General features: G+C 65.4%; 21 protein-coding genes. 10 read left to right on the top strand and 11 right to left on the bottom strand.

From position 1 onward, the window contains the following. From JWQ89_RS03695 to JWQ89_RS03660, 8 genes are all read right to left on the bottom strand, one after another. Positions 1-559, bottom strand: a 559-nt coding sequence (locus JWQ89_RS03695; protein ID WP_299638506.1) for an ABC transporter permease, incomplete at its 3' end; no start/stop codon positions are given. Between the two features lie 228 nt (positions 560-787). Beyond that, positions 788-2569 (bottom strand): ABC transporter substrate-binding protein, encoded by a 1782-nt coding sequence (locus JWQ89_RS03690; RefSeq protein WP_299638505.1) that lies wholly within the window; start codon positions 2567-2569, stop codon positions 788-790. A gap of 43 nt (positions 2570-2612) precedes the next feature. Then, positions 2613-3797 (bottom strand): enolase C-terminal domain-like protein, encoded by a 1185-nt coding sequence (locus JWQ89_RS03685; RefSeq protein ID WP_299638504.1) that lies wholly within the window; start codon positions 3795-3797, stop codon positions 2613-2615. Positions 3798-3853: 56 nt separating this feature from the next. After that, the gene (locus JWQ89_RS03680; RefSeq protein ID WP_299638502.1) at positions 3854-4735 is read right to left on the bottom strand and encodes an amidohydrolase family protein; all 882 of its coding nucleotides are present in this window, start codon (positions 4733-4735) and stop codon (positions 3854-3856) included. Positions 4736-4744: 9 nt separating this feature from the next. After that, the gene (locus JWQ89_RS03675; protein WP_299638501.1) at positions 4745-5050 is read right to left on the bottom strand and encodes an L-rhamnose mutarotase; all 306 of its coding nucleotides are present in this window, start codon (positions 5048-5050) and stop codon (positions 4745-4747) included. A 10-nt stretch (positions 5051-5060) separates the two neighbouring features. Then, positions 5061-5855 (bottom strand): IclR family transcriptional regulator, encoded by a 795-nt coding sequence (locus JWQ89_RS03670; protein WP_299638500.1) that lies wholly within the window; start codon positions 5853-5855, stop codon positions 5061-5063. Between the two features lie 349 nt (positions 5856-6204). Beyond that, positions 6205-6885 carry an SH3 domain-containing protein gene (locus JWQ89_RS03665; RefSeq protein WP_299638498.1) on the bottom strand — a complete coding sequence of 227 codons (681 nt, stop codon included), beginning with the start codon at positions 6883-6885 and terminating at the stop codon, positions 6205-6207. A gap of 404 nt (positions 6886-7289) precedes the next feature. Then, positions 7290-7475, bottom strand: coding sequence for a DUF3606 domain-containing protein (locus JWQ89_RS03660; RefSeq protein WP_299638496.1), 186 nt, complete (start codon positions 7473-7475; stop codon positions 7290-7292). Between the two features lie 175 nt (positions 7476-7650). Here JWQ89_RS03660 and JWQ89_RS03655 point away from each other — a divergent pair, with 175 nt between their 5' ends. Beyond that, positions 7651-7896 (top strand): hypothetical protein, encoded by a 246-nt coding sequence (locus JWQ89_RS03655; protein ID WP_299638494.1) that lies wholly within the window; start codon positions 7651-7653, stop codon positions 7894-7896. Positions 7897-8013: 117 nt separating this feature from the next. Here the strand turns inward: JWQ89_RS03655 and JWQ89_RS03650 are convergent, their stop codons facing one another. Further along, positions 8014-8454 (bottom strand): hypothetical protein, encoded by a 441-nt coding sequence (locus JWQ89_RS03650; protein ID WP_299638492.1) that lies wholly within the window; start codon positions 8452-8454, stop codon positions 8014-8016. 326 nt (positions 8455-8780) lie between these two features. Here JWQ89_RS03650 and rpsU point away from each other — a divergent pair, with 326 nt between their 5' ends. Both rpsU and JWQ89_RS03640 read left to right on the top strand, forming a co-directional pair. Next, positions 8781-9050 carry a 30S ribosomal protein S21 gene (gene rpsU / locus JWQ89_RS03645; RefSeq protein WP_299638491.1) on the top strand — a complete coding sequence of 90 codons (270 nt, stop codon included), beginning with the start codon at positions 8781-8783 and terminating at the stop codon, positions 9048-9050. Between the two features lie 154 nt (positions 9051-9204). Beyond that, complete coding sequence (locus JWQ89_RS03640; protein ID WP_299638490.1) at positions 9205-10419, top strand: MFS transporter; 1215 nt, start codon at positions 9205-9207, stop codon at positions 10417-10419. Positions 10420-10460: 41 nt separating this feature from the next. On the opposite strand, the gene JWQ89_RS03635 is transcribed toward JWQ89_RS03640, so the two are convergent. Together JWQ89_RS03635 and JWQ89_RS03630 are read right to left on the bottom strand one after the other, a co-directional pair. Beyond that, complete coding sequence (locus JWQ89_RS03635; RefSeq protein WP_299638489.1) at positions 10461-10835, bottom strand: response regulator; 375 nt, start codon at positions 10833-10835, stop codon at positions 10461-10463. Next, positions 10832-12322, bottom strand: a complete 1491-nt coding sequence (locus JWQ89_RS03630) for an HWE histidine kinase domain-containing protein (protein WP_299638488.1) — start codon at positions 12320-12322, stop codon at positions 10832-10834. Before JWQ89_RS03630 ends, JWQ89_RS03635 begins: the two co-directional genes overlap by 4 nt. Positions 12323-12551: 229 nt before the next feature. Between JWQ89_RS03630 and kdgD the strand changes: the two genes are divergently transcribed. The 7 genes from kdgD (at position 12552) to JWQ89_RS03595 (ending at position 21906) form a co-directional block, all read left to right on the top strand. Further along, positions 12552-13481, top strand: coding sequence for a 5-dehydro-4-deoxyglucarate dehydratase (gene kdgD / locus JWQ89_RS03625; RefSeq protein ID WP_299638487.1), 930 nt, complete (start codon positions 12552-12554; stop codon positions 13479-13481). A 51-nt stretch (positions 13482-13532) separates the two neighbouring features. Beyond that, positions 13533-14528, top strand: a complete 996-nt coding sequence (locus JWQ89_RS03620; RefSeq protein WP_299638485.1) for a mannonate dehydratase — start codon at positions 13533-13535, stop codon at positions 14526-14528. Between the two features lie 139 nt (positions 14529-14667). Continuing rightward, on the top strand, positions 14668-15936 hold the full coding sequence (locus tag JWQ89_RS03615; RefSeq protein ID WP_299638484.1) for an amidase: 1269 nt from the start codon (positions 14668-14670) through the stop codon (positions 15934-15936). Between the two features lie 429 nt (positions 15937-16365). After that, positions 16366-18420 carry a glycosyltransferase gene (locus tag JWQ89_RS03610; RefSeq protein ID WP_299638482.1) on the top strand — a complete coding sequence of 685 codons (2055 nt, stop codon included), beginning with the start codon at positions 16366-16368 and terminating at the stop codon, positions 18418-18420. Then, positions 18417-20504, top strand: a complete 2088-nt coding sequence (locus JWQ89_RS03605; protein ID WP_299638480.1) for a glycosyltransferase family A protein — start codon at positions 18417-18419, stop codon at positions 20502-20504. The genes JWQ89_RS03610 and JWQ89_RS03605 overlap by 4 nt, the downstream gene beginning before the upstream one ends. After that, positions 20501-21220, top strand: a complete 720-nt coding sequence (locus tag JWQ89_RS03600; RefSeq protein WP_299638478.1) for a hypothetical protein — start codon at positions 20501-20503, stop codon at positions 21218-21220. Before JWQ89_RS03605 ends, JWQ89_RS03600 begins: the two co-directional genes overlap by 4 nt. Continuing rightward, positions 21217-21906 carry an FkbM family methyltransferase gene (locus tag JWQ89_RS03595; RefSeq protein WP_299638476.1) on the top strand — a complete coding sequence of 230 codons (690 nt, stop codon included), beginning with the start codon at positions 21217-21219 and terminating at the stop codon, positions 21904-21906. Before JWQ89_RS03600 ends, JWQ89_RS03595 begins: the two co-directional genes overlap by 4 nt. Positions 21907-21932: the final 26 nt, after the last annotated feature.

Genomic DNA, 21932 nt, shown 5'->3' with positions numbered 1-21932 from the left:
TGCGCGTGGTGTCGACGCCGCCCGCGGGCGGCAACCATTTCAGCACCACGGCGAAGAAATAGATGAGGATGATGGCGAGCAGGTAGAACGGGATCGAGGTGAGGATCATCAGCATCGGCACGAGCGACCGGATCCCGCGTCCGGCCCTCGGCCAGGCGAGCCGCGCCCCGAGGATCGAGCCCACCAGGAAGGCAATCAGCGTCGCGACCGTCAGCAGCGCCACCGACCAGGGCAGCGCGTTGCCGATCATGGTCGACACTTTCTCGGGGAAGTTGGCGAACGATACGCCGAGATCGAGCGTCAGCAGGTCGCGCCAGTAGTTGATGTATTGCTGCCAGATCGGCGCATCGAGGCCGTAGCGGGCCCGATAGGCGGCCGACACCGCCTGGATATCGACATTCTGCGCGCCGCCGCTGGTCTGCAGCCGCGCCAGCGCCGTCTGCACCGGATCGCCGGGCAGGAGCCGCGGGATGATGAAGTTGACGCTCACCGCCACGAAGACGATCAGCAGCAGCTGGCCGAACCGCGTCGCGAGGTAGCGCAGGAGTTCCTTGCTCATCGGCAAACCAATCCTGCCGACTGCCCGTGAGCTCGGCACACCCCGTGTGTCATCGCTGCGAAAGCAGGGACCCAGGCCTCCGTTGGCGCCAGCTGATAGTTGGATCCCCGCTTTGGCAGGGATGGCATCGGTGGGTGTTGCACGGGTCCGTCTCCAATTGGCATCGAACGGTCACGGGGTGCGGGCGGCGGAGAACTGCCGCCGCCCGCTACGGTCGGGAGGACCGTTTTACTGAGCGCCGGTCGGCTTCAGGTTGTGGATGACGACGTTGAACGCCTCCCACGGGGTATACGGCGCCACGTACGGGTCGGCGGCCGACGGCCAGCCGGTCCAGTACGTGTTGTTGAAGGTGACCACGTGATATTCCTCGAGCAGGTCGATCTGCGGCAGGTCACGCAGGGCGATGTCGAGGGCGGCGACGGCGTTCTTCATGTAGTCGGAGTTCGGATCGGTGCTGGCCGGTACCGCGTCCATGGCGTCGATCAGCTTGTCGTATTCCGGGTTCATATAGCGCGACGCAGCAACGGCGTTCGGGATGTTCTCGCCGAGCGGGCGAGCGAACTTGCTGTGGTAGTGCTGCAGCGTCTCGAGCGGCTCCGAAAGGCTGCCGCAGTGCACGAAGATCATCGTGTCGAAGTTGCCGCTCTGGATGTCGGGCAGCCAGGTGTCATCCACCGGAGCCTGCACGGCATCGAAGCCCGCGTTCTTGAGCTGCTGGGTCAAGGGAGCAAGCGTCGGCTGGATGAAGGCCGGGGTGCGCACAGTAACCGTGAGCGGCTTGCCGTCCTTGGCCCAGAGGCCGTTGGCGTCCTTGGCGTAGCCGGCCTTGGTCATGTACTCCTCGACCTTGGCCGGATCCGGGTTGTCGAGGTTGTACTTGTCGAGCACGGCCTTGAGCGGGCTGCCCTCGCCGAGCCAGGTGCCGGCCATGTAGTTGGAGAAGGCGAAGGTCACCGGCTTCTGGCCGCCTTCGTAGCCGATGTCGTTGATGGCGGCGCGGTCGATGGCGTAGTTCATCGCGTAGCGGACGTTCACGTCGTTCCACGGTTCCCGCATCTGGTTGAACACCAGCGAGTAGTCGCAGCCGTCCGGAGCGCCCCAGTTCGGGCCTTCGGCGTTCCACGAGGCGAGCTTGTCGTTCTGGGCGCGCGCCGCCTCGAACGTGCCGATCAGCAGCTGGCGGCCGCCGTCGACCTGGTTGGCGATATGCAGCTGGCCCATCGCGTCGTCGCTGGAGACGGGGACGAGGGTGATGCGCTTGGGCGCCGGCAGGTCCTGGAAGCCGACCTTGGCGCCCCACCAGTCGTCGCGGCGATCGAAGATCTCCTGCTGGTTGGTGGTCGAGACCAGCTTGTAGGCGCCGGTGCCGACCGGCCAGCCCTTGGCGAGGTCGAAATTGGTGAAGGTCGCGATATCCTGGCCTTCCCAGATGTGCTTGGGCAGGATCGGGTAGTGGTTCTCGTGTCCGAGCGCGAGGAAGTCGCGGACGAAGCGCGGCGCAGGCTTGGTGAAGTTGATGGTGACGTTCAGCGGGTCATCGACCGTGACGTCCTTGATCCACTCCTTGTAGGCGGCCGAGCCACCGACTTCGGGCGGGGCATCGCGGATGGCTTCGAGCGTGAACTTCACGTCGTCGGCAGTGAACTTCTGGCCGTCCGACCATTCGACCCCGTCGCGCAGCTTGATCTTGGCGCTGAGGAAGTCGGGAGCATATTCGAAGCTCTCGGCCTGCCACGGGATCAGCTTGCCGTCGTTGAGGTTGGTGTAGAACAGCGCCTCGTTGACGGTGAACTGCATCACGTCGCGCTGGTGCGTGATCGAGGTCAGGTACGGGTGCCAGTTCTCGGTGTTGGCGAACTGGGCCGGCTGGTCGCCCCATGGCGTCAGCACCAGCGTTTCGTTGCGCGGCACGTCGGCCACCTGCGCGAAGGCGGTGGATGCCAGCAGCGGCACTGCCAGCAGCGCCATGGCGCTGCCGAACAGATGCTTTCTCAAAGATGCACGTATCATTCGGATCCTCCTCATCTGGTCGTTGATCGACCGTTGACAGAACTCAGAGAGCCATCCCCTCGATGGCCTCTTTCGACAGGCCGTGGCCGAAGCCGGGCTCGTCGCTGACCACCACGTAGCCGTCCTTGGGCACGGCCATGCCGGGGTAGTTGTTGGTTTCCTTGAGCGGCACGCCCGGCGCGCCGCCGACGAAGAACTCGCCCCACCGGGAATTGGGCGAGGAGTAATTGAAGTGCTGCCCGTAGGGCGTGTTCATGCCCGCGTGGCAGATCACCTCGAGGCCCGCTGCATCGGCGATGGCGGTGATCTTCTGCACCGCGGTGAAGCCGCCGACCCAGTGGATGTCGGGCTGGAAGATGTCGACGACGCGATCCTTGGCCGCCTCGAAGAAGGTGTAGGGCGTGTACCAGTGCTCGCCGGTCGACAGCGTCTGCCACGGCAGGCGCTCACGCAGCGCCTTGTGCGAGGTGTGATCCTCGGGGATCAGGCAGTCTTCCATCCACTTCAAATTGAACGGCTTCAGCCGGTGCGCCAGGCGCACCGCGAACTCGACGTCGAAGGCCATCCAGCAGTCGAGCATCAGCTCGACATGCGGCCCGATCAGCTCGCGCGCCTTGCCGACGAACTCCTCGTTCTTGTCAAGCGCCTCGAGACCGTCGGCGGTGCCGTAGGGGCAGGCGAGCTTGGTGGCCTTGAAGCCCAGTTCCATGTGCCAGTCGGTGTCGTTGCCGGTGGCGTAGACGAACTGCTTGTCGCGGGCGGCGCCCCCGGCGAGCTCGTAGACCGGCAGGTTCAGCACCTTGCCCTTCAGGTCCCACAGCGCCAGGTCGATGCCGCTGATGGCATAGGAGGCGAGGCCCGACGGAGAGTAGGGCGACGTGATGCGCATCATCATGTCGTAGAGCTTTTCGGTGGCCAGCGCGTTCTCGCCCACCAGCAGCGGGCCGATATGGTCGTTGATCAGGCTGATCGAGGGCTGGCCGTAGCCGGTGGTGCCGAAGCCCCACGAACCATCATCGGCAGTGACCAGCACGCCGACCGCCGGGAAGGCGGCATTCCACGACGCGCGCAGCGCCTTGTAGCGCGGATAGCGCGACATCGGGTTGGCGACCTCGGCATCCTTGGTCCAGGGCGGACGGCGCGCCGTGCCCTTCTGCTTGGCCTCTTCGTAGGTGCCGCCGGCAATCGGATTGGTGATGGCAAAGGCTTCGATGGACTTGATCTTCACGTAACAGACTCCTCGGTCGTCATATGTCGTGCCGGCGCCACGTCGGGAGCCGGAATTCAGTTGGAAATGCGGTAGAACTTTCTCGAATTGTCGCGGAACAATCCCGCTTTTTCAGTCTCCGACGCGCCCTCGGTGATCCTCGCGAACGCCTTCCACAGCGTCGGAAAATCGCTGGTCAGCTTGTCGACGGGGAAGTTCGAGGCGAACATCGCCCGATCCGTGCCGAAGATTTCGATGGTCTCAAGCACCAGCGGCCGGAAGCTCTCCACCGTCCAGGCCTTGTCCAGCATGCCGAGCCCGCTGATCTTCACCGCGATGTTCGGCTCTGCCGCAAGTGCCCGCATCCCGGCCTTCCAGGCCTTCCAGCCGGCCAGATCGCGATCCGCCCACATGCCGGCGTGGTTGAGGATGATCTGCGTATCGGACGCCGCGGCGGCGAGCTCCGCCGCCTTCTCCATCTGGTGCGGATAGAGCTGCAGGTCGAACGACAGGCCGCGGCGGCCGAGTTCCTTGAGACCGTCGATCCAGGTCGGCTCGTACATCAGGTCGCGCGTGATGTAGTTGAGCCTGGGGTCCGCATGCCGGTTCACCACCTGCCGGATGCCGCGGAAGATCGGGAACTGCGCGTGGCGGTCGAGCAGGGCGGGGAAATCGGGCGCCGCAAGGTCGCCATGGGCGACGAGCACGATCGGCACGGGGCTGCGATCGGCCACCGCCTGCAGGGTCTCGCTTTCCTTCACCGGATCGGTGGGGAAGGCCTCGACATGCACCGCGCCGACCACCTCGACCTCGTCACCGCCCTCCTCGAGATATTCCTCGAGTAGGTAGCTGCGCGAGATCGCGGCATTGGCGCCGCCTTTGCCCGGCTTTTCGAAATGCGGGTAGATGCGGGTCCAGAGGTCCCACAGGTGGATGTGCGGATCGACGACTTGCAGCATCGTTCGTCCTCAATCCAGCCGGAACATTTCTTCGACCGGCTCGGCGATCGGCCGGTTGTCGGGATGGGTCTCCATGTGCGGCGCCATCCACTCCCACCAGCGCTGGATCACCGGATCGACACCCTCGGTCTGCGACGGCGCGTCGTCGGGCTTTTCGAGATAGGCGAACAGCAAGAGGCCGTGGCGGTAGATAGAGTAGTTGTAGACGCCCTGGCTTTTCAGCAGCGCCACCATCTCGGGCCAGATCTCGTCGTGCTTGCGCTTGTATTCGGCCTCTTGGCCGGGCTTCAGCTTCATCACCCAGGCGGAACGCATGTCTTAGTCCTCAATGTGTGGTTACGGTTGCGAGCGCCCGCTCGCCGGCCTGCTGCGGCGGCCATTGCCCGGTGTAGCCGAGCCGTCTGCTGACGGTGCTCGCCGCGTCGCTCAACAGATCGACCAGCGGCTGGACGGCCGCTCCCGGCGCCTTGGGGGAGGGGCCGGAGATGCTGAGGGCACCGACCGGCCGGCCGAGCCGATCGACGATGGGTACCCCCACGCAGAACACGCCAACCACCACTTCCTGGTTGTCGATGGCGTAGCCGCGCTTGCGGGTGCGGGCGAGTTCGGCCCTCAGTTCCGCAGGGTCGGTAATGGTGTAGCGGGTGAGGGAGGCCATGGGCTGGGCCAGCACCCGCTGCTGATCGGCTTCGCCGAGGATGGCGAGGATCGCCTTGGCGCTGCCGCCGCAATGGAGGGGGCCGCGCGAGCCGATGCGCCAGTCGAGCTGCATGCCCTCGTTGCCGCGCACCTTGTCGATGCAGACACAGCCTTCGCCGCTCAGCGCGTTGACGTTCACGGTCTCGCGGGTCCTTTCGGCGATCGCCTCGCAGAACGGCCGCGCGAGCCGCGGAAACGCGACGCCGTCGAGCTGCAGGTCGGTGATGGCGAGCAGCCGGTAGGAGAGCTGCCAGGCGCCCTCGGCGTTGCGCTCGACCACGTTCTCGTCGCTGAGGTCGATCAGCAGCCGGTGCACCGAGCCGACGGGCAGGCTCAACTGCTGCGCCACGCCGCGCGCGCTCAGCGCGCCCTTGCGGGCCAGCAGGTCGAGAACCTGGATGGTGCGCTTGATGCTGGACATCGTGGCGCTACGCGCCCCAACCGAGGCTGGTGCGGGGCGTCGAGCCGATGCCGAAATCTCTGGTGGTCAAAACGCGCACAACGCCGGAAAGTCGAGATGCCAAGCGTCGGCGGAGCGCGTGCCGAAGCCGCAACCATACCCGAAACGCACGGTTTCCCGCACTTCCGTCCTCCCCATCCTCTACGGCTGCTCCCTGTTTTGTGTTCCACAGGTGGAATGCAGCGTTCCAAGAGTGAGCGCTTCCACCGCCGGCGAGTCAACCGGGTGGCGGCTACGACTTTAGGTCGGGGTTCGTGGAACGATGTCGGGGGCGGGCTGGGGCACCGGGCTGCAGGGATGCCTGACGGGGTCATTTCCCGTCCGGTCCAGTCTCGCGCAGAAATCGTCCCGTCACCCAACCCTCGATTTCTGCTCCTTCCACACCGCGGACCTGGCACCACCGGGTCTGCCCGGACCCTTCGCACCCCAAGTTGCGCAGCAGGGTTTCGTTTGGAATGTGAGCCACAACCGAGCCTCTGGTCGAGGGCTCGGACCGCACGTTGAGCATGGCGCCGGCCTTCAGCCCGGTCACCGCCAGGAACTCCGGCACGCCGGCGTTCCCATCCCCCGCGTCGGACAGCGACAGGGTGAGTTCGAACTTGCTTGTGTCGTTGCGGTCCGCTGCAGCGCCCGTCTGGTAGACGCGCACGACATAGGTGCCGTCGGCGGGGAGGGCGGCCGACAAGCTGTTGCCTTGCGCCGACCCGACATACATCGCCTCCTCCGCGCCCTGCTGCAGCACGTCGAAATACACCGTCTCCGGCGTCAGCGAGGCGTCGAGCACCTGCTCGGCCTTGCCCGAGAAGGTGTAGTCGATGGAACCGTGCCCCCTGATCTTGCCCTCGGCAATCGTCGGCGCGGCGCCATAGTCGAGGGCGACCATGATCACCGTGACGTTGTCCGCTGCGTAAACGCCGGGCGCGGCTGCGAGAACGCCGAGGCTCAACAGAGTCGCCCCAACGGCAACGATGAAGCTGGAGCGCGGCGACATGGTCAAACCTCTCGAAGGCGGGACTGGACGACGGACATCTCTCCCCACCATTGCACGCTGCAACGAGAACATGGCGCGACGACGCCGATGCGGTGAAGTCATCTGCCGGTCACAGGCACCTTCCGGCACACCGACAGCCGCTTGCGCCGGCCGCCGCTGACGGGAAAGCCGGGGCCACCCGTCAAAGAAAAGCGACCACGCCTGCCGTGCGGTGGGCGGCAGCAGCGTGGTCGCGTCGCCAAGGGGCAGTTTGGGGGGAACGCCACACAGGCACGCCGAAAATAGGTCGCCACGTCGTGCCCGCATTGACAATTGGCAATCGTCGGAGAGCACCCGGTGCTTATCCACAACGAAACGCTGAGCCGGTGAACTGCGCGGTGGTGCCAAATTTCGCCCGACTTGCCTCAGTTTTTCAGCCGCTGCGCCGCAGCGTCGGCATCGGCGCGGCTTGGACCGGCTTTCTTGATGATCGCGCGGGCCTGGTCGAGCGTGATGCCGTGCTTGTCGGCGAAATAGCTGGCCTCGTACGGCTGGTCGCCGGCAACGCGTGAACGGTCCTGCTGTCCCTGGTTGGTCTTGTGGTCTGCCATTTCGGGCTCTCCCTTGCGTTGACGGGAATCAACGCACCGGCGCGGCCGAGGTTTCCCGCGCGCACCTCACGTTGCGGGGGGCGAAGAGGGAGGCCGCCACCGTCCCGCGCCGGTCACCGGTCGATTGATGGAACGAGGAAGGGCGCGGGAGGTTGGAACGGAAAGGAGATGCGCCATGGCTCACGTTCGCAACGCTACCGAGACGCCCGGCACTCAGTTCCGTCCGACGTCGGCCGAGGAGATCATCGTGCGCATGCACGAAATCCTCGGCAGCTACCTTGCCCCCGACACCGGCCAGACCCCGGCCGCGACGCTGCAGCAGATCATCGATGTGCTGGACGGTCCCGAGGCCATCGAGATCTACGAGAATGTTACGGCGCGGCGGGAAGGCGGGTATCGTGCCGGTGAGCAGCCGCACTAGAAGCTCGCACCTTCACGGCTACCCGTTCGCTGTTGCCCGTAAGATCGGGCGGCCCGGAGGCCGCCCGATGTCTGAAGGGGTGCCTCGCGGCGGCTCCTGGCGCCGCAGCGGCTTCCATCACGGCGATGCAACGGACTGGCAGAAGTTCAACAACATTGCCGGGTTGGTGCTACCCGTCGGCGTGGCCGAAGCAGCTGGCGTGCATGCCGCCTTGACGTTTTCCTGCTGTGCCGCCGGCAGGGAATTGAAGAAGGCCATGTTTTCCTCGGGCGTAGTGCCGGCCGCAGGGACGCCGGCTTCCGACACCGCATTGCAGAACGACACCACGGTTGGAGGCGTGTTAGCGTCCGGCGCGATGATGACCGGCACGCAGGCCGTGATTACGTTCGCCTGATCTTCAGGCGTCATGGCCGCCACGAAGGCCTGATTTTCCGCTGGTGTTGTCCCGGCCTGCGACAAATCGATGGGCGGGGTCGTTGCGGTTGTCTGAGCCATTGCCGGCGCGACGCCCAGGCAAAGGCCAAAGAATAGCGCCGTGCTAAGGGTGCGGTTCCACATGTTCCTTCTCCGGAGCTGAATGCTCCGTCAGACGGAAGATCAGCAAGCAGCCTTCCGCATTGATTTTCGTCATAATTGCTGTTGGTGTTTTCTCTCCCCGTCCGGATCGGCCGCCCGAGCGCAGGACGCAAAAGGCCGAGCAATGCCCCGCCCTTGCGATCCAGGCGCGGCAGAGTTGCGACATCCGGGCAACTTTCAGCCGCCTCTGAACGCGCCGCGAACAAGGGGTGCGCTTTGAGCCGGGGTGTGATACAAAGAGCGTTGGAGCGCCGTCGGCGTTCCCGCCGGTCGCCCAAGGTGGGCCGGATCTCAAGTTAGGATAATGTTTGCAGGTTCTAGTTCGCGACAACAATGTCGACCAAGCTCTCCGGGTCCTCAAGAAGCGCCTTCAGCGCGAGGGCGTGTTCCGGGAAATGAAGCTTCGCAGCTACTACGAGAAGCCGTCCGAGAAGCGGGTCCGCGAGGCCGCTGAGGCTGTTCGTCGTGGCCGCAAGGCGGCGCGAAAGATCGCGATCCGCGAGGGACTGATCGCAGCCCCCGCGCGAAAAGGCCCCCCGCCGAGCCCCCGCGCCCCGTCCGTCGTTCGCGGCGGCTGAAGGCCTACATACCAGACGTCGTAAGAACCCGCCCACAGGCGGGTTTTTTCATGCGTTCGGAAGCCATGCGACGGAAGGTCCGCGACCAAGGTTTCGGTTGAGCCGGTCGGCCGGATATGGCTCTGTGGCGATCCCCCCTCCGCATTGTCCGGTTATGACCCCAGACTCCCCGCACGTCCTTCGGCTCCCGTCCTTCCTGCATTTCCTGTCGTCGCGTGCGCTCTCGTCCGTGGCGTTCCAGGGATCGGCGGTTGCCATCGGCTGGCTGATCTACGATCGCACCCGCAACCCGTTCGACCTGGGCCTTGTCGGGCTGTTCCAGTTCCTGCCGATGCTGATCCTGACATTCGTTGCCGGGCAGATGGCCGACCAGTTCGACCGGCGCCGGATCGGGCTGGTGTGCCAGGTGGTCGAAGCCGCGGTGATGGGCTTCATCGCCCTCGGCGTGTGGCAGGGCTGGCTCCCCACCTGGGGGATTTTCGTCGCCGTGGCGGTCCTCGGGGCGGCGCAGGCCTTCGAACGTCCGACCATGGCGGCGCTGCTGCCCGGCATCGTTCCCGCGGCCCAGTTGCAGAGCGCGGTCGCCACCTCGACCTCGGTGATGCAGACGGCGCTGATCATCGGTCCCGCAATTGGCGGGGTGCTTTACGGCCTGGGTCCGGTCGCGCCGTTCCTCGTATCGGGCCTGCTGTTCCTTGTGGCGAGCTACAACGTGCTGGCGATCGAGCGGCCCGCGACGCTTCCCGCGCGAACCCCGATCACCTTCGAGTCGGTGTTTGCCGGGGTGGCGTTCATCAAGAGCAAGCCGGTCATGCTGGGGACCATCTCGCTCGATCTGTTCGCCGTGCTGCTGGGCGGGGCTACCGCGCTGCTGCCGGTCTATGCCCGCGATATCCTCAACGCCGGACCGTGGGGACTGGGATTTCTGCGGATGGCGCCGGCGGTGGGGGCGGTGGCGATGTCGCTGGTTCTCGCGCGCTACCCGCTGCAGCATCGCGTCGGCATGAAGATGCTCTGGGCGGTCGGCATCTTCGGGGCCGCCACCATCGTCTTTGCCTATTCCACCAACATCGCGCTTTCGGTGCTCATGCTGGTGATCCTCGGGGCCTCGGACACGGTCAGCGTGGTGGTTCGCAGCTCGCTCGTACAGCTACTGACGCCGGATCACATGCGCGGCCGGGTCAATGCGGTGAACTCGCTGTTCATCGGCACTTCGAACCAGCTGGGGGAGTTCGAATCGGGCATCGTCGCCGGCCTCATCGGTCCTGTTGCCGCCGTGGCGTTCGGAGGAATAGGGACCATAGCCATCGTGCTCATCTGGGCCCGGCTGTTTCCCGCCCTGCGCAGGGTCGACAAACTCACGGGATAGCGTTGCCGCAACGCCTCCTCGTGCCGGGCCTCCCATCGATTTCAGCGCGAAGGCTCCTTCTCGTAGCCCAGCACTTGAAGCAGGGCGGCCCGCATCTGTTCACGGGTGTAGGGCTTGTCGAGAATCACATGGCCGGAGACGACATCCGCCCGCGCCCCGTAGCCGGTGGCGAAGACGACCGGCACACCCCGGGCAATGAGATGGTCCGCGACAACCGAACTGGGCATTCCGCCGATATTGACGTCGAGCAGGGCGGCATCCACCTGCTCGGTCGCAAGCAGCGCCATTGCCGCATCGATCCGGTAAGCCGGCCCGACGACCACCACGCCAAGGTCCTCCAGCGTTTCCGCGGCTTCCATGGCAAGCAGGAACTCGTCTTCGAGAACCAGTACGCGCTTTCCCGCCACAGTGCTCATCGGGTCTCGAGGCTCGCGGGCTTGCGCGCTACCACGGTGCAGACCAGGCCTTCGGGCAGGTAGTTCATCTCGACCTCCGCATTGAACTCGGCGCCCAGGGCCTTCTCGATCATGGTCGAACCGAAGCCGCGGCGGGTGGGCTTCTGTATCGGCTCGCGACAGGTCTCCTGCCATCGCATCGTCAGCCACTGCCCGGGCTCATCCGTGGTCTGCCAGGTAAAATCGATTGTTCCATCGGTGGATCGCAGCGCCCCGTGCTTCACCGCGTTGGTATAGAGCTCGTGGAGCGCCATCGCCGTGGTCACCGCCTGCTTGGGTTCGAGCTGGACCCTGGGACCGGCGATCCGAATTCGGACATCGGCGTCACCGTTCACCGACTGCCGGACGACCTCTTCCAGCGAGGCGCTCTGCCAGCTTTCGGCCGCAAGGAGATTGTGGGTCTGTGCCAGAGCCGACAGCCGTCCCTCGAACGATTTGACCTTTGCGTCGATCGAAGCATCGCCCTTGAACGACTGGCGCGCCACCGACTGGACGACTGCAAGCGTGTTCTTCACCCGGTGGTTCAGCTCGTTGATCAGCAATTGCTTGTGCTGGTCGGCCTCTTCACGCTCCGTGACGTCGACGTTCACGCCGATCATGCCGTCGAAGCGGCCATCATCGGCATAGTTGGGTCGCGCCACGGTTTCGAGGATCCGATAGACGCCGTCGTGCCGGCAGTAGCGTCCCTTGACGCGGGCGCTGCTGCGGGTTCGGATCGCCTCCGCCATCGCCGCCCCAATGGCCTGCTGATCGTCGGGGTGGATCGTCGAGGCCCAGTCGAAGCCCTCCAGTTCGGTCACGCCCCAGAACGTTCTCAGCATCTGGTTGAGGTGAAGGCAGTGGCCGGCGCTGTCGGATATCCAGATCATTATCGGAGCGTCTTCCGACATCCGGCGGAAGCGATCCTCGCTTTCGCGCAGCCGCCGCTCGGTCGCCGTGCGCGCCGAGTCCGCCCGGTAGCGCTCGAGACTGAAGCCGACCTGGCGTGCAATCGCGACGGCGAGCTCGCGCTCGTGCGAGGTGAACTCGTGCACCTCGGGGAAATAGGTCATGAACTTTCCGACCACCTCACCCTTCGCCATGAGGGGAACGAAGCCGAGGCCGGTGATGCCTTCATTGGACAGCGTCTGCTTCAGCCAATCAGGCTCCGCGGTCGTTGCGATGTCGGAGACGAAGATCGGCGCCACGTCTCTCTCGCCCGGCTTCCAGGGCGTGTGCCCGTCCACCTTTTGCCGATAGGCATCCGAAAGCTTCCGCCAGGCGACGAACCGCATGACTCCGAGATCATCGAAGAGCAGGATCGAGGCGCGTTCGCATCCGAGCAACTCGGTGATGGCGTCAAGTGCGGCGCCGAATACATCATCGAGACTATCGACGCGATAAAGCCGATCCGTCAGTCGAAGCAGCGCAGCGGTATCACCCGTTTCGGCCCGCGACGGTATTTCCATCACCAAGTCCATCAGCCCAAGACCCCCTAGCCCGAGGCCGTAAACGCCGCTGCGTGCTTAGGGTTCCATGCAACTCGAACTATCTCGTTGTCGCCACCGAGGCGCCGAGGGTAGCATCCGGATACCCTGGGGCTTGGTGGTCCAGTGGAAGCGCGCTGGATCGCTGCGGTGATCCGAACAACCGGCTGCAGCGCAGCCAGAGGGACAAGCTTTGCCCAATCGATCTCAAATGTCGCCCAAAGCAATGATGGATGTGGTGGCGTCTGGACTGCTGTCCTTCCCGGTCACGCATTTCAATGCCGACCTGACGTTCGACGAGGCGGGGTATCGCAGCCATATCGGCTGGATGTGCGACCACAAGCCAGCCGGGTTGTTCGCGGCGGGCGGCACGGGCGAGTTCTTCTCGCTGGCGCCGGCCGAATGCGCCCGGGTGGTGCGGGCGGCGGTCGAGGAGATCAACCGCTCGATGCCGCTGGTCGCCGGCTGCGGCTACGGCACGATGATGGCGATCGAATATGCCGGGGCGATGGAAGAGGCCGGGGCCGACGGGCTGCTGCTCCTGCCGCCCTATCTCGTGCAGGCCGACCAGGAGGGGCTCTTCGAACACATCAAGGCGGTGTGCAAATCCACCAGCCTCGGCGTGATCGTCTATAACCGCGACAACGCCATTGTCGACGACGCGACGCTGGCGCGGCTCTGCGACGAGTGCCCGAACCTCGTAGGGTTCAAGGACGGGGTCGGCGACATCGAGCTGATGACGCGCATCCGGGTGCGGTTGGGCGACCGGCTGCATTATGTCGGCGGGCTGCCGACGGCGGAGACGTTCGCGCTGCCGTACCAGGAGATGGGTGTCACCACCTATTCGTCGGCAGTGTTCAACTTCATCCCGGAATTCTCGATGCAGTTCTATGCAGCGGTGCGCTCGCGCGACCTCCAATGGGTGGAGCGGGCGCTGGCCGGGTTCGTCCTCCCCTATATCGGCATCCGCAACCGCCGGCGCGGCTATGCCGTGAGCATCGTCAAGGCGGGGATGCGGGTGACGGGGCGTCCGGCAGGGCCGGTGCGGCCGCCCTTCACCGACCTCACGGTCGAAGAAGACGAAAAGCTCAAGGCGCTGATCGACGGGCTGAAGAACCTCGGGGCACCGGCGGCGAAATGACCGCGGGCGCCTTCAATCACAAAGACAATCCAGGGCTATCGGGAGGACGACTTGTATCTGGGAACTCAAAACGCGGCGCGTGACGACGATCACTACCGCCAGTTTGCACAGCTGGGCGTACGCCACATCTGCGCCGACCCCGACGGCAATCCGCATGACTGGACGCTCGATACGCTGAAGGCGCATCGCGAGCGCGTGGAGTCGCTCGGGCTGATCCTCGACATGGTGCAGCTGCCGATGAACTCGAAGGTCATCGAGAAGCAGGACAGCCAGGACATCCTTTCCAAGGGTCCCAACCGGGACCGCCAGATCGACTCGATCTGCCGGCTGATCGAGAATGTCGGCGCGGCCGGGATTCCGTCGGTCAAATACAACCTCAACATCATCGGCATCCCGCGCTCGGAACCGGAGACCGGCCGCGGTGGCTCGAGGAACTCGAGCTTCCGCTGGGACAAGATGGATCAGAACGCCGCGCCGACGCTGGCCGGCGTCGTCTCCGAGGACGAGAACTGGGAGCGCATCGACTACTTCCTCGAGCGCGTCGTGCCGGTGGCGGAATCGGCCAAGGTCCGGCTCGCCTGCCATCCGCACGATCCCCATACGCCGCCGGGCTATCGCGGCGTGACGCGGGTGCTGGGCACCGTCGAGGGGTTGAAGAAGTTCGTCCAGATGCGCGAGAGCCCGTATCACGGGCTCAATTTCTGCCAGGGCACGGTCGGCGAGATGCTCGACAACCCGCGCGATGAGATCGGCGACATCATCCGCTGGTTCGGGACGCGCGGGAAACTGTTCAACGTCCACTTCCGCAATATCCGGGGCGGCAAGCTCTCGTTCATGGAGACCTTCCCGGACGAGGGCGACATGGACATGGTCGAGTCGGTCAGGATCTATGCCGAGGTCGGCTACAAATACATGCTGATGCCAGACCATGTGCCGCACATCAGCGGCCCCGACCCGGACGGCGTCGCCTTCGCCTTCTGCTTCGGCTACATCGCGGCGCTGCTGCAGCAGGCGCAGAAGGACTTTCCGGGCGTCATCGAGCGCTGAGCCAACGGGCAGGAACGCGGCTTGACCTGTGGCCGGCCCAGCAACATCCAGCACCGGACCGGCGCCCCGTCTGGTGCCGGATTGCCGCGGAGACGGTGTTTTGCTACCGAACTGAGAACCGCTGGAGGCGAGGTTCCGCATGCTGCCCTGGAAGCTTTCGGCCGGTGAGGCGCTTTCGTTGATCAGGGCGGGGAAGCTTTCATCGGTCGAGCTGATCGAATCCTGCCTCGAGCGATGCGCGGAGCGCGAACCGGCGACCCGCGCATTCGTCCGGCTCGCCGATCGGGACCGCTGGCAGGCCGATGCAACAGCCGCTTCCGACCGGCCGCTCGCAGGATTGCCCATTGCCGTCAAGGACGTGATCGATACTGCCGACCTCGTCACCGAGTACGGCTCTCCGATCTGGGCCGGTTACCGGCCGGTCGCGGATGCCGCCGTGGTCAGCCTTTCGCGGGCCGCCGGTGCCGTTGTCTTCGGCAAGACGGTGACGACGGCGTTTGCGACGATGACACCGGGCCCGACGACCAATCCCCACAATCATGCTCATACCCCGGGAGGCTCGTCGTCGGGTTCGGCAGCCGCGGTCGCCTATGGTGCGGTGCCGCTGGCGCTCGGGACGCAGACCGCGGGCAGCCTGATCCGGCCGGCGGCGTTCTGCGGTGTCGTCGCCTACAAGCCGACCTTCGGGACCATCCATCGCGCCGGCATGAAGGTGATGAGCGAGAGCCTCGACACCATCGGCGTGTTCGCGCGCGAAGTCGGCGACTGCGCGTTGTTCATCAGTGCGATAAGCGGCCGTGATCTGGGCGATCCGGCGCGGAAGCTGGATCGGGCGCCACGCCTCGGGGTCACCCTTGGCCCTGCGGCGGAGCTGGCAACGCCGGCGATGAGGCAGCGGCTGGACGAAGTCATTGCCGCCGCCGCCCGGGCGGGCGCCGAGATCGTCGAGATCGCGCTGCCGCAGGAGACGGACGAGGCATTCGGGCGGCATGTCGACGTCATGTACGGCGAGAGCCTACAGGCCCTCGCGTGGGAGCGCCGCGAGCACGGCGACCGGCTGGCGGAGGCGCTCTGCCGGATGCTCGACAATGCAGCTGAGCGTGGTCCGGAGGCGGTCAGGCTCGGCCGCAGGGCATTTGCCGCGGCCCGCGCGGCGATGACGGCGGTATTCGACGGGATTGACGCCATTCTCACCCCCAGCGCGCCCGGCGAAGCGCCGCTGGGTCTCGCCTTCACGGGCGATCCGAGCTTCAACCAGCTCTGGACCGCGCTCCATGGCCCCTGTGTCAGCATCCCCGCCGGCACGGGCCCGCTCGGCCTGCCGCTTGGCGTCCAGGTGGTAGGACCGGTCGACCGTGACCGGGACACGCTCGCCATCGCAGCGTGGCTCGCGGCAGCCATCAGCTAGTCACACTGCAGCAATGGCAGGTTGCCGCCCGTCGCCCATGTGCGTTGGGTCGCGGGGCAGGGGCCCCGCCCCTCCCGCGTTCCTGGCACCGGCTACGCCATGGGGACCAAGGTCGATACGTAAAATTGCGAAGTAGTGATAAGGGTTTAAGCAAGGGCCGAAGTGTGACCATCCGTGAGCGCAATCGGGAACTAAGGTCTTGGACTCGTATCGATTCCAGGATCAGAGCGGCCACGGACTTGGCCGTGCTTAACCCCGTCGTGAACAGAACGTCCTCGCGCAAACAAGCCATAAGAATGCTGGGTTGCCTCGACCTGAGATGACCCGGAAGGCCGAGGAACCGACTCCGACAATGCCCAAGCTCTATCTTCCCATGCCGGCGCTCCGCCGGCGGCCTTCCCGCGTTTGCGTCCCGCGGGGGAGGCGCCAGTGACCCGCAAAACTGTCAAACGTCGAGCCAAGCGTCCCGCCGACGACGGAGCGGCGAGGTTCGACGTGCTCATCGCGGGCGACATGACTCGCCTCGGCGATTGGAGTTTTCGGATCGCGCTAGAAATTCGCAACCATGCCGGCAGCGGTGCGCGGGTCGGGATGATCCAGGCCGCGAGGCCGATGGAGGGTCAGCGGGTCGCACCGGAGATACAGACCTGCGTCCGGCGGGGCCTGGCACTCGTGGTGGATCCGGCGGCTCATCCGGCAACCGACCTGCTGGTCATCCATGCACCGTCCGAACTGGACTGGGAGGCAAGGCCGCTCGCCGGCATAGTATCGGAGCGGACCATCCTCGTGTGTCATCACACCGAAGATTTCTCCGTACCTGAGATCAAGCAGCGGCTGCGAGGCAGTGGGGAACTGGTCTGGGCGCCAACCAACCCGTGGCTGCGACAGGCCGCGCCGGCGGCGCTGACGCTCTCGCCGGACGACTGGCAGCCGCCGGTCAAGTCCACCGACATCCCGGCCCCGAAGCTCCGGCGGCAACGGAGCCGGCTCGGCTGGGTCGTTTCACACCATTCGGCTCCCCCACCCGAGGCCGTGCCGGCAGATGTCGACCTGGTGTGCCTCGACCTGGATGGTTCCCGGGCATCGCCGGCCATGCATGCACCCTGCCCATCTCTCGATCGGCTCAGCAGGCTCGACTGCCTCGCCTACTTTCCCGAGCCCGGCGCGACGGCGCTGCCCGATGCGCTCATCCTGTCGGCCTTGGATGCCGGGGCGACGGTCGCTCTCCCCCGCTGGCTGAAGCCCCACTACGGTGTGGGTCCCGTCTACTGCGAGCCCGGGCAGGTGCTGACCCGCGCCAGACGAAAACGCACCACTCGTGCCATTGCCAGCGAACTCGGCAAGCCGGCGGCGGACGTGTCCGGCGCAGCCGGTGCTGATCACACCCGGCCGCAGCAAGGCTCCCGGCCCCGCCCGGTCATGTTCCTCGCCTCCAACGGCGTCGGCATCGGCCATGTCAGCCGATTGCTGGCGATCGCGCGCCGGATGGATCCGCGACAACCCGTGATGTTCGTGACCCAGGCCCAGGCCGTGAGCGCCATCGAGCGGCTCGGCTATCTGGCGGAATATATCCCTTCGGCGAGCTATGTCGGTGGCGACCTCGAGGCCTGGGACAGCTGGTTTCAATTCGAACTCGAGAGCCTGATCGACGCCTACGATCCGGCACTCGTCGTCTATGACGGCAACAACCCGTCGCCCGGCCTGGTGCGCGCCGTCGCCTCGCGTGCCGACTGCCGGCTGGCCTGGGTGCGGCGGGGCCTTTGGGGGAACCTGACCAGTCCGTTCATTGATAACGCGCGCTGGTTCGATCTCATCGTCGAACCGGGCGAACTGGAGGGGCAGCCCGACGAGGGCATGACGGCGCAGCGCCGGGATGAAGCCGTGCCGGTGCCGCCGATCCGCTTGCTTGACGATACGGAACTGCTGTCACGCGGGGAGGCTGCCAAGGCGGTCGGTCTCGATCCGGCGCGGCCCTCCGCCCTGATCCAGCTTGGCGCCGGATACAACCGCGACATCGTCTCGCTCATCGACCATCTGGTGGAAGTGCTGCAGCAGGTTCCGCAACTGCAGGTGAGCGTCGCCGAGTGGGTCAACGGCGCCCAGTCGCTGACCCACTGGCCGGACGTCAAGTACCTGCGGGGGTATCCCCTCAGCCAGTATTTCAACGCCTTCGATTTCTCGATCGCTGCGGCCGGCTACAACACCTTCCATGAGACGATGAGCTTCGGTCTGCCGACGATCTTCATCCCCAACCGGCATCCCTCGATGGACGACCAGGCAGGCCGTGCCCTGCATGCCCAGAACCTTCACGCCGCGTTCGAGCTCGACGAGGCGGATCTGGCCGACCTGCCGGAGCTCGTGACCTTGCTGATGGACCCCAAGGCACGAGCCTTTCTTGCCGACAACAGTCGGCGCCTGTGTGGCCCAAACGGCGCAGCGCAAGCGGCGCACGCCCTCACCGAAATGCTGGAGGCCGTCCGGTGAGCGCGCGCAGCACAGTTCGCGCAAGACGCGTCGAGCCCCCGGTATCGGAACTTCCGCAAGCCGAGGCAGTCCCCGCGACGACGCATCTCTCCGAGGTGCGCAAGCTGCGCGAGGCGATCGAGCGGCACTACCGGACGAACCGGACCCTGACGGGTCTCGTCCACAAGCTCGCCGGCCCCAAGGGGGAGGCCGCCCATGTGGAGCTGCGCCCGCGGCTTGCGGGCGCGACGCAGTCGCAGCACCCGGAGCGCCGGCCGGAACCGGCCACCGATGCCTGGTGGCCGGCAGCGCCGGTGATGCCGTCCGCCCCATTGGCTGCGCATGCCGGTCACGACTGCTTCAGTCTCGCCGACACGATCGGCGATACCGTCGGGGTATCGGTGATGGGGCTGAGGGGAGTTGACCTCGACCGGGTGGTCGGCGGGGTGGCGGCCGAGCAGCGCAAGAGCAAGGACTTCAAGCCGGTATTCCTCACCGACCAGCCGGACTTCCTGCCCTTCGTGTCGCGCGGGTACTCGTTCGAGTACCTTTCAACCTTCCGGGACTACCTCGCCCCCAGGGCCGAAGAGGGGCGGGAGACGCGACGCGGCGTGCTCACCACCAAATGGGGGCTGTCGCGGATCGTCAATCACGACGATGCCCGGGCCGCGAACCGCGCCTATCCGCCGCTTGCCGCGCTGCTGAACCACAACACCGACATGTCGCGGGCGTGCCATCACGACCGGTTCGGCTGGATCATCGAGACATTGAGGATCGCTCTTTCGGGCGAGCGGTTCGACGCCGCGGAAGGATTGGCGAACTACCTGCTGACGTTCTTCGACAGGCTCGAGGGCGCTCACCAGATTCCGGCCGCCCGGGTCATCTGCCGCAAGTTCATCGCCTTCGGAGAGCTCGAAAAGCTGCGCGCGTTTCTGTTCAAGAACATCGCACAGGTCAAGAAGGACGACAGCCTGTTCACCTGGTTCTCGACCTATTGCACCGGGAACACCGAGTTCCTCGCCGAATTCGCGCTGCTGCCGAGTCGCAAGATCAACGTCTATTACCTCAGCAAGCGCATGGCCGTGGCCGGGGACCAGGTCGTCCCGAACCTCCTCGCGGCAGGAGATGGCGCGACGGCCAACGGCAACCTCCTGCTCGCCAACTATTTTGCCATTCGGCGTGACGCAGCGCTCTACAAGATGTTCGTCAACCGGGCCCTCGGCAAGCATGGGGACTCGCTGCTTTCCAAGGTCAGCTTCGACCAGGGGAACCTGCTGGAGCGCCTGAGCTTCGAGAACCGCCCGCCGGCCCGCGACCAGCATGAGCTGGTCTCGGTGATCATGTCCTCCTACGAAGCGGCGGAGACCATCGGCTATGCGGCCCGTTCCATCCTCAAGCAGAGCTACGGAAACATCGAGCTCCTGATCTGCGACGACTGCAGTTCGGACGGAACGAGCCGGGAGCTCGAGAAGCTGCGCAGCGATCCGCGGGTCAGGCTGTTCCAATCCAAGGCCCAGCAAGGCACCTACGGCATCCGCAACAGCCTCATCGCCGAGGCACGCGGCAGCTACGTGACCTTCCACGACTCCGACGACTTCGCCTTCCCGGACCGCATCGAACGCCAGCTGCGCTTTCTCAGGGAGCACGGTGCTGCCGCGGTCGTCGGCCAATGGTTCCGGGTGACCGGCGAGGGGGAGTTCGTATTTTCGTCCGATCATGCCGTAGCACGCCTTGCGGTGGTCAGCCTGTTTGCGCACAGGGGCGTGTTCGAGCGCTTCGGACCATACCGCACGGCCAGGGTCGCCGCCGACACCGAATTCTACGAGAGGCTCCGGATGAGCCTTGGCGTCGAAGCGGTAAGGCTAATGACGACGCCGCTAATTCTGGGTCTGGCCTCGGCAAATTCGTTAACGCGGTCGCCCGGCATCGAGGCCACCGAGGACGGCTTCCGTGCCCCGGCACGCCGGGCCTATGCGGCAGCCGCGGCGAAGCGCCGCCACATGGGCGGCAACCACGCCGGGACGGCGCCGATCGACGAGATCCTCGCCGCCAACGGCATCCTGATGAGCCATGCGGGAGTGGAAGAACTGGAGACGCGGCGATGAAGTGCATCGGACAGGTCGCGACCTATCCCGGCCGCAGTGCCAACCTTCCGGTCATGCTGGAAAGTGTGGTCGCGCAGTTCGACGAGATCCACGTCGCACTCAACCAGTACAGCAAGCGCCAGCAACGCGCCCTGCCGCAATATCCGAACGTGCACTACCTGATCCCCGATGACGATCTCAAGGACACCGGCAAGTTCGTGCGGCAGGCGGCGGCCGACGAGTATGTCTTCCTCATGGACGACGACCTGGTTTTTCCGGCCGACTATGTGGCCACGCTGATCGCCTGCCATGAAGACCTGCCGACGCAGCGGATCGCGGTGGGCCTCCACGGCGTGATCTATTCGGATTTGTTCGAGGGGGCAGCGACATCGAGGTTCGTCGCCAAGTTCGACAAGGCGCTGCAGCGGCAATTGCTGGTCAACCAGCTCGGGACCGGCTGCCTCATGCTTAGGGGCGACCTGATGCCTCCATTCGACGTCATGAAGAGTGCGCAACGCTTCGTCGACGTGCGGTTTGCCCGGTACTGCCACGAGAACGGCATCGGCATGCTGTGCACGGCCCGGCCGGATGGGTGGATCAAGGACCAGGAGCCCGAGGAGTCGATCTTCGAAACCTATACCCGCGCCCACCATCGCGAGCAGCTCGACGAAATCCTGGCGTTCGCGGGCTTCGGCAAGCTCAACGCCAGGCTGGCTCTCGCGGTCGAACGCGCATGACGCAGAACCACACCGTTACGCTCGAAGCGGCCGGCAAGCACCTGACGCTGAGCTTTCCCAGCGAGGAAGACCACATCGCCCGCGTGATCCGCCGCACCGGAACGTTCTACGAGGCCGAACTCCTGAGCGACCTGCGTTCCCGCCTGTTCTTTCCGGCGTGCGCGGTGGATGTGGGTGCCCATGTGGGCAATCATTCGGTCTATTTCGCGCATGTTCTGGGCATCCGGACGATCGCGTTCGAGCCCAATCCGGTCAATTGCGTGCACCTCGAGGCCAATGTCCGGGACAACGGACTGGAAGGGTTGTGCCGTGTGCGCAACGCTGCCGTGGGGGCCGCAAACGGCCATGTTCGCACCGTCTCGAGTACCGAAGGCAACAGCGGCATGGCGACTGTGGAAACCGATCCGGCGGGAGCGGTGGTGATGGTGACCCTCGATGATGAGATCCTCGAGGAGGCGGCGATCGACGTCATCAAGATCGACGTCGAGGGCTGGGAACTCGAGGTGCTGCGCGGCGCCGAGCGGAGCCTGAGGCGTCACCGGCCGTTGCTCTACATCGAGATCATGGAACCGAAATTTGCCGAGGTGGAGACGCATCTGCGCGAGCGGGGCTATCTCTGCTGGAAGCGGTTCAACTTCACGCCGACCTTTCTGTTCATGCCCGTTGAGCGCTTCACCGCGGGCTGACCCAAAGCAAGAAGCGGTTGCTGATT

This window comes from Devosia sp. (assembly GCF_028290645.1).
Classification (GTDB): Bacteria; Pseudomonadota; Alphaproteobacteria; order Rhizobiales; family Devosiaceae; genus Devosia_A.
Note: the sequence above shows the minus strand (reverse complement) of the source record. Positions and strands in the feature narration are given on the sequence as shown.

What these genes read in the sequence shown, in the direction of transcription:
- JWQ89_RS03690 (WP_299638505.1), bottom strand. Translation starts at nt 2,569, where the DNA reads ATGATACGTGCATCTTTGAGAAAGCATCTGTTCGGCAGCGCCATGGCG.
- JWQ89_RS03680 (WP_299638502.1), bottom strand. Translation starts at nt 4,735, where the DNA reads ATGCTGCAAGTCGTCGATCCGCACATCCACCTGTGGGACCTCTGGACC.
- JWQ89_RS03675 (WP_299638501.1), bottom strand. Translation starts at nt 5,050, where the DNA reads ATGCGTTCCGCCTGGGTGATGAAGCTGAAGCCCGGCCAAGAGGCCGAA.
- JWQ89_RS03670 (WP_299638500.1), bottom strand. Translation starts at nt 5,855, where the DNA reads ATGTCCAGCATCAAGCGCACCATCCAGGTTCTCGACCTGCTGGCCCGC.
- JWQ89_RS03665 (WP_299638498.1), bottom strand. Translation starts at nt 6,885, where the DNA reads ATGTCGCCGCGCTCCAGCTTCATCGTTGCCGTTGGGGCGACTCTGTTG.
- JWQ89_RS03660 (WP_299638496.1), bottom strand. Translation starts at nt 7,475, where the DNA reads ATGGCAGACCACAAGACCAACCAGGGACAGCAGGACCGTTCACGCGTT.
- JWQ89_RS03655 (WP_299638494.1), top strand. Translation starts at nt 7,651, where the DNA reads ATGGCTCACGTTCGCAACGCTACCGAGACGCCCGGCACTCAGTTCCGT.
- JWQ89_RS03650 (WP_299638492.1), bottom strand. Translation starts at nt 8,454, where the DNA reads ATGTGGAACCGCACCCTTAGCACGGCGCTATTCTTTGGCCTTTGCCTG.
- JWQ89_RS03640 (WP_299638490.1), top strand. Translation starts at nt 9,205, where the DNA reads ATGACCCCAGACTCCCCGCACGTCCTTCGGCTCCCGTCCTTCCTGCAT.
- JWQ89_RS03635 (WP_299638489.1), bottom strand. Translation starts at nt 10,835, where the DNA reads ATGAGCACTGTGGCGGGAAAGCGCGTACTGGTTCTCGAAGACGAGTTC.
- JWQ89_RS03630 (WP_299638488.1), bottom strand. Translation starts at nt 12,322, where the DNA reads ATGGAAATACCGTCGCGGGCCGAAACGGGTGATACCGCTGCGCTGCTT.
- kdgD (WP_299638487.1), top strand. Translation starts at nt 12,552, where the DNA reads ATGTCGCCCAAAGCAATGATGGATGTGGTGGCGTCTGGACTGCTGTCC.
- JWQ89_RS03615 (WP_299638484.1), top strand. Translation starts at nt 14,668, where the DNA reads ATGCTGCCCTGGAAGCTTTCGGCCGGTGAGGCGCTTTCGTTGATCAGG.
- JWQ89_RS03600 (WP_299638478.1), top strand. Translation starts at nt 20,501, where the DNA reads ATGAAGTGCATCGGACAGGTCGCGACCTATCCCGGCCGCAGTGCCAAC.
- JWQ89_RS03595 (WP_299638476.1), top strand. Translation starts at nt 21,217, where the DNA reads ATGACGCAGAACCACACCGTTACGCTCGAAGCGGCCGGCAAGCACCTG.